This is a genomic window from uncultured Dietzia sp. (assembly GCF_937873725.1).
Taxonomy (GTDB): Bacteria; Actinomycetota; Actinomycetes; order Mycobacteriales; family Mycobacteriaceae; genus Dietzia.
In genome coordinates this window covers 21025-27420 of the sequence record NZ_CALMYY010000128.1, presented here as the reverse complement: position 1 = coordinate 27420, position 6396 = coordinate 21025, and the positions used below count along the sequence as shown (strand labels likewise).

Annotated in this window: 7 protein-coding genes; 6 read left to right on the top strand and 1 reads right to left on the bottom strand. The window is 73.3% G+C overall.

Features of this window, described 5'->3' with window-relative positions; translation table 11 throughout:
• The 6 genes from Q0444_RS14365 to Q0444_RS14340 form a co-directional block, all read left to right on the top strand.
• A partial coding sequence (locus Q0444_RS14365) for a hypothetical protein (RefSeq protein ID WP_299023610.1) occupies nucleotides 1-1150 on the top strand: 1150 nt, incomplete at its 5' end.
• A gap of 110 nt (nucleotides 1151-1260) precedes the next feature.
• Nucleotides 1261-2103: a pyrroline-5-carboxylate reductase gene (proC, locus tag Q0444_RS14360; protein ID WP_291081586.1), complete on the top strand. Its 843-nt coding sequence runs from the start codon at nucleotides 1261-1263 to the stop codon at nucleotides 2101-2103.
• Between the two features lie 241 nt (nucleotides 2104-2344).
• Nucleotides 2345-2566: a helix-turn-helix domain-containing protein gene (locus Q0444_RS14355; RefSeq protein ID WP_291081588.1), complete on the top strand. Its 222-nt coding sequence runs from the start codon at nucleotides 2345-2347 to the stop codon at nucleotides 2564-2566.
• A gap of 147 nt (nucleotides 2567-2713) precedes the next feature.
• Entirely contained in the window at nucleotides 2714-2815 is a 102-nt protein-coding gene (locus Q0444_RS14350) for a 30S ribosomal protein bS22 (RefSeq protein WP_003855542.1), read from the top strand.
• A 158-nt stretch (nucleotides 2816-2973) separates the two neighbouring features.
• A complete protein-coding gene (locus tag Q0444_RS14345) occupies nucleotides 2974-4125 on the top strand; it encodes an NAD-dependent epimerase/dehydratase family protein (RefSeq protein WP_299023606.1) in 1152 nt (383 codons plus the stop codon).
• Complete coding sequence (locus Q0444_RS14340; RefSeq protein ID WP_291081706.1) at nucleotides 4122-5255, top strand: lysophospholipid acyltransferase family protein; 1134 nt, start codon at nucleotides 4122-4124, stop codon at nucleotides 5253-5255. Before Q0444_RS14345 ends, Q0444_RS14340 begins: the two co-directional genes overlap by 4 nt.
• Before the next feature lie 27 nt (nucleotides 5256-5282).
• On the opposite strand, the gene Q0444_RS14335 is transcribed toward Q0444_RS14340, so the two are convergent.
• Entirely contained in the window at nucleotides 5283-6395 is a 1113-nt protein-coding gene (locus Q0444_RS14335; protein WP_299023604.1) for an HAD family phosphatase, read from the bottom strand.
• Between the last annotated feature and the right edge of the window lies 1 nt (nucleotide 6396).

The window sequence follows — 6396 nt, the reverse complement described above, 5'->3', positions numbered from 1 at the left end:
GGAGGCCACCGCCGGCGCCGAGGGCTCTACGCCTGCGGCGGCGCCGGGAGCGGCGGACACGGCCGGGGGGAAGGCCCCCGAGACCCAGACCCCCGAGGCCCGGAACCCCGAGACTACGACGACGAGGCCCGCCGTCGCCGGCCCCGGGCGGTCGACGGAGTCCGCGGGTACGCCCGGGGCTCCCGCCGCCCCTGCGGCGCGGAAGCCCGCGGTGACCCCGCCGGCCGGCCGCGCAGGAACGCCGGCCGAGCCCGTCACCCCGCCGCCCGCGGTGGCTGCCCAGGCCCAGGCCCAGGCCCAGGCCCAGGCCCAGGCCCCTGACACCGGCACGAAGGCCGGCCGCGGGGGGCTGTTCGGCCGCAAGCGGAAGGCCGCCGCCGCGGCTGCTGGAGCGGTTGCGACCACGGCCGGCGCCGGCACCGCTGCGCCCTCCCGGCCCGGGCCCACGACGACCACGCCACCGGATGCCGCGACACCGGACTCCGCGCCGACCAGGACCGAGCAGGCCGACTCCGGACCGTCCCCGTCGGCAAGCCCGGCCGCCGCCCCTGCCGCCCCTGCCGCGCCAGCGGCGCCGGCCGCTGCCGCGCCGGCGCCTGGCGCCGCCGCGGCGGCGCCGGCCGTCTCCGCTCAGGCTGCCGCGCCGGCCACCCCGGCCACCCCGGCCACCCCGGTCTCCGCCGGGGAATCGCCGCAGTGGGGAGTCCCCTCCGGCCGCGGCTCGACCGCACACCACGCCCCGGCGGCGCCGTCCGAGACCCCGCAGGCCGTCGCCCCCGCCCCGACCGAGCGCCAGCCGGCGCAGGAGTCGCCGCACGCCGGGTCGGTGCCCGACGCCTCCCGGTACCGGGACTTCGAGTACGGCCGCGACCACGCCCCCGCCGAGCGGTCCTCGGCGTCCCAGTGGCTGGTCCTCGTGGCGCAGGTCCTCGCCTCCGCCGTCGCGGGCGCCGCGCTGTTCATCGGCTTCCAGCTGCTGTGGCGCGACCTGCCGTGGGTGGCCATGGCGCTGGCGATCGTCGTGATCGTGGGCCTCGTGGCCATGGTGCGGGTGCTGCGCCGGTCTAACGACAAGGTGAGCATCGCGCTGGCGGTGATCGTCGGGCTGGGCGTGACCTGCGGGCCGCTGCTGCTCAGGGTGGTCACCTGACGGTCCCGCCGGCCTCGTCCTCCGCCCGCACCCGCACCGGTGCGGGCGGAGTCGTCTCCGAGGGGGAGAGCCCGCCGGATCCGGCGCAGGCGTGTGGCACTGTGGAGTCCATGACGAGAATCGCAGTGGTCGGTGGCGGGCGCATCGGCGAGGCCCTCATCTCAGGACTCCGGGACGCGGGCACGGAGGCCTCGGACATCGTGGTGATCGAGGCCGTGGAGGCCCGAGCCGCCGAACTGAGCAAGAAGTACAACGTCCTGGCGACCGGCCTGGACATCGGCTGCGAGGGCGCGGACGTGATCGTCGTGGCCGTCAAGCCCGGCGACGTCCCCGCCGTGGTCGAGCGGATCGGCAACGCGATCTCGGACAGCGTCCACGAGTCGATCGTGGTCTCGCTGGCCGCCGGCGTCCCCACCTCGGTGATGGAGAACAGGCTCAGCGCCGGCTCGCCGGTCATCCGGGTCATGCCCAACACGGCGATGCTCGTGGGGCAGGGCGTCTCCGCGGTGTGCAAGGGCCGATTCGCGCGGGACGAGCACCTCCGGCAGGTCGTGGAGATCATGGAGAGTGTCGGCACCGTCGTCGTCGTCAACGAGGGCCAGATGGACGCGGTCACCGCGGTCTCGGGCTCCGGCCCGGCCTACTTCTTCCTCCTCGCGGAGGCGCTGGTCGACGCTGGCGTGGAACAGGGGCTCCCGCGGCACGTCGCGCTGACCCTGGCGACCGGCACCGCGCTCGGCGCGGGCGCCATGCTCGCCGGGGGTGGGGACGGGCCCGCCGACCTGCGCGCCGCCGTCACCTCCCCGGGCGGCACGACGGCGGCGGCGATCAGGCGCCTGGAGGCCGGCGGGCTGCGGTCCGCGGTGGCCGAGGCGGTGGAGGCCGCCGCGACCAAGTCCCTGCTCCTGGCGGAGACGGCGCGGAAGATCGACGACGACGAGGACGACGACTAGCCGGGACGGCCCATGACGGCCCGCCGGGTGAGAGCTGAGCCACCCGGCGGGCCGTTCCGGTTAGCACAATCCCTGTTCAGAACGGGTGAGCGGGGGGCGGAGCGGCGTGTCGGAGAAGTTATTTGCCCACTCCCGTCGCATTGATCACACCCTTCACGCTAGGCTCATGCCCAGCACGTGCGTGTCCGTACCGCAGGAGGGGAAGCCTGCGGCACGACGCGTGCCACGAAGGGTTGTGACGATGGCGACTAGCGACAAGACCGATGGCGGCACTCAGGCGTCTGGGGGTTCCCAGTTCCTGACCGTTGCCGAGGTCGCCGCGCTGATGCGGGTGTCCAAGATGACGGTCTACCGACTGGTCCATTCGGGCGAGTTGCCCGCGGTGCGGGTGGGGCGGTCGTTCCGCGTGCATTCCAAGGCAGTCCACGAGTACCTGGACACCTCGTACTTCTCCGCCGGCTGAGCGCTCCGGCCCGGTTTTCGTCGCGACCCTGCCTGCAGGTAGTCTGGACGGGTTCCGTCCCGGCTGAGCGGCCCGCCAGGTAGCCGGAGCGATAGTCAGCGATAGTCAAGGTCCACGACAAGAAGTCGACAGGTAGGTGACCCCGATATGGGTTCTGTGATCAAGAAGCGCCGCAAGCGTATGTCCAAGAAGAAGCACCGCAAGATGCTCCGCCGGACGCGTGTGCAGCGTCGGAAGCTCGGTAAGTGAGTCCGGCGGCTGCTCGATAGCGCCCGGACCCGCGCCCGCGGCGGATGCCCGTCACCTCCACGAGGTGGCGGGCATCCGTCTGTCTGTGGGCTCGAGGGGTGTCCCGGCCGTGAGGTCCGTGCACCGGAAGCCCGGGGTGCCCGGCTAGAGTGGGGCGGGTGAACCCCGAAGCCCCAAGCCGTCGGCCCGCCAAGAGGGTTGCGGTCGTGGGCGGCAGTCGCTACCTCGGCGCCCACCTCGTGGGGATGCTGCTCCGGAACGAGTCGGTCGAGCGGGTCCTGGCCATCGACTCGGTCAAGCCGTCGCCGCAGCACCGTCGCCGCATGAGGGACGCCGAGTTCGTCCGCCTCGACCCGCAGTCGCCGCGCCTCCAGGGCATCCTCCGGGATGCGGAGATCGACACGGTCGTCCACGCCGGCCTGCACCAGACCGACTTCGCCCCGGGCGGCCGCGCGGCCGTCAAGGAGGCCAACATCATGGGCTCCATGCACGTCATAGCCGCGTGCGGCCGGGCCGCGACCGTCAAGCGGTTCGTCCTCATCCCCCCGACCGCCGGGTCCGCCCCCGCGGGCATCGGCCCCGCCCCGTCCCCCGAGCACCTGGCCCCCCGCCGGCAGCCCAGCGGCGGGATCCCCCTCGACCACCTGGCGGTGGAGGGATACGTGCGGGGCATGTCCCGCAAGCGGCCGGACATCGACGTGACCATCCTGCGGATCCCGGCGATCCTCGGGCTGCCCGACCCCACGGTGGTCGGTGAGCTGCTGCTGCCGTCGGTCGCGCCGGTGCTCGCCGGGTTCGACCCGCGCATCCAGCTCCTCCACCCGCAGGACGCGCTGGACGCGCTCCTGCACGCGACCATGGGGGCGACCCCCGGTACCTACAACATCGCCGGCGACGGGGTGCTCACGCTCTCGCAGGCCATCCGCCGGGCCGGCCACGTGCCCCTGCCGGTGTTGCCGCCGACGTTCAAGCTCGCCGCGCGGCTGCTGTCCAGCCAGGGCCTGCGGGACATCGGGGTCTCCCAGCTGCGGTTCCTGCGCTTCGGCCGCGCCGTGGACACCACTCGGATGCGCACCGAGTTCGGGTTCACCCCCCGCTACACCACCGACGAGGCGCTGCACGCCTACCTCGTGGACTCCGGCGCCGAGCCGCTGGTGACTCGCGCGACGCTGGAACGCACGACGGCCAAGGTCGCGGCCCTGCTCCCGTCGCCCGTGGCCCGGCGGCTCCGCGCGGGCGTGGACACGACGCTGGACGAGCTCGAGGCGCTGGGCGCGCTACCGGAACCGCTAGAGGAAGAGGCGCTGTGAAGGGCCCAGAATTCGACCTGAGTCAGCCCCTGGGTGGTCCCCGCTGGGGGGAGGGTCGCCGCGACTCCAGGAGCGACCGCGTGGTGGGGGAGGGCTTCCTCGGCGCCACCACCACCAGCGACGCCGCCGCGACGGAGATCGGCCGGATCGTCGACCGCTTCCTCACGTCCATGCGGTCGTCGATCGGCCAGGTGCTCGAGGCGCTGCCCGTCGACGCCGAGGCGCTCGCCCCCATCCGCGACGTGGCCCGCAACGTGGACGTGATGCTCGCGACCGGCGACGTCAGCGCGCTGTCCGGCATCGTGGACGCCATTAACGGGGCCGGCGAGCTGATCGCCACCCGCGTCACGGGCGCGTACGAGATCGACGAGTTCGGCTTCGACGAGCACTTCCACCGCACCGTCTGGCTGCCCATGTGGCGGCCGATGTTCGAGCACTGGTTCCGCGTCGAGGTGATCGGCGCGGAGAACATCCCCGCCGAGGGCGCCGGGCTCATCGTGTCCAACCACGCCGGCGTCCTGCCGGTCGACGGGCTCATGACCACGGTCGCGGTCAACGACCACGCCGGACGGGCCCTGCGGCTGCTGGCGGCGGACCTGGCCATGACCCTGCCGCTGTCCGCGCCGTTGGCCCGGCGGGCCGGCGCGACCCTCGCCTGCGCGGCCGACGCCGAGCGGCTCCTGGAGAGCGGGCACGTGGTGGCGGTGTGGCCCGAGGGGTTCAAGGGACTGGGCAAGCCCTTCGCCGACCGGTACCGGCTGCAGCGCTTCGGCCGCGGCGGGTTCGTGTCCACCGCCCTGGCCGCCGGCGCGCCGATCATCCCGTGCTCGGTGGTGGGCTCCGAGGAGATCTACCCCAAGCTCGGCGAGATCCCCGCGTTGGCCCGACTGTTCGGCGTCCCGTACCTCCCCATCACGCCCACGTTCCCGCTGCTCGGCGGGCTCGGCGGAATTCCGCTGCCCACCAAGTGGACCATGGAGTTCGGTGAGCCCATCGAGACCGCACACCTGGGTCCCGAGGCGGCGGACGACCCGATGGTGGTCTTCGAGATCACCGACCAGGTCCGCGAGACCATCCAGAACACGCTGTTCCGCAACCTCGCCCGCCGCGGGAGCGTGTTCTTCGGCTGACCCGCCGCGCCCGCCGCGCCCGCCGCGTCAGAAGATGCGGCGGATCTGGTCGATCGTGCGCACCCCGTACGACGAGCGGACCGCGGCGCCGGCGCCGGCGAGCCCGCCCAACGCGAGCACGCCCGGCACGGCCTTCTTGGCGGCCTTGCGCACGGTGCGGAAGTCCTTGATGTCCCACCCGTTCTCGGACGCGTACTGGCGCAGCCGCGAATCGGGGTTGATGGCCACGGGATGGCCGACCATCGTCAGCATGGGCATGTCGTTGAAGCTGTCCGAGTACGCGTAGCACTTGGACAGGTCGAAGCCCTCGGCCTCCGCGAGAGTGGAGATGGCGTGGGCCTTGCCGGGCCCGTGGAGGATGTCGCCCACCAGGCGGCCGGTGTAGACGCCGTCCTCCTCCTCGGCCACGGTCCCGAGTGCGCCCGAGAGCCCGAGCCGCGAGGCGATCACCCGCGCCAGCATGACCGGCGTCGCGGTGACCAGCCAGACCTGTTGGCCGGCGTCGAGGTGCATCTGCACCAGGGAACGCGTCCCGGGCCAGACGCGGTCGAGCATCGAGGTGTCCACCACCTCCTCGCTCAGCGCCGTGAGTTCCGCCACGGTGTGGCCCTCCACGAAGCTCAACGCCTTGTCGCGGCCCGCCGCCACGTCGCCGGCGTTCTCCTTGCCGGAGACGCGGAACTTGATCTGCGACCACGCCATCCCCGCGACGTCCTGGGCCGTGAAGAACTTGTGCTTGGCCAGCCCCCGGGCCAGCAGGATGATCGAGGCACCCTGGATCAGGGTGTTGTCCACATCGAAGAACGCGGCCGCCTGCGGGTCCGGGACGAAGGGCGTCTCGGCGTGGTCGTCGTCGGTGACCGTCTCGTCCGTGACCGCGTCCGCGTCCGTGACCGTGGCGTCGGCGAGCGGCGGGTGCGCCCCGGGCTCGGTGTCGGGCGTGAACCGGACCGCGTTCTCGGCGGAGGCCTCACCGGCGAGGCGCTGGCGGCGGGCGCTGCGGCGGCGCCACGCCAGGCGGCCGATCGCGCTGGTAAGGTCCGCCCGGCCGGGGAGCCGGAACCCGGTGCCCGCGCCGTCGGACTCGTCGGTGCTGTCGGTCTCGTCGGTCTCGTCGTTCACCGGGGTGGACCTCCTCATG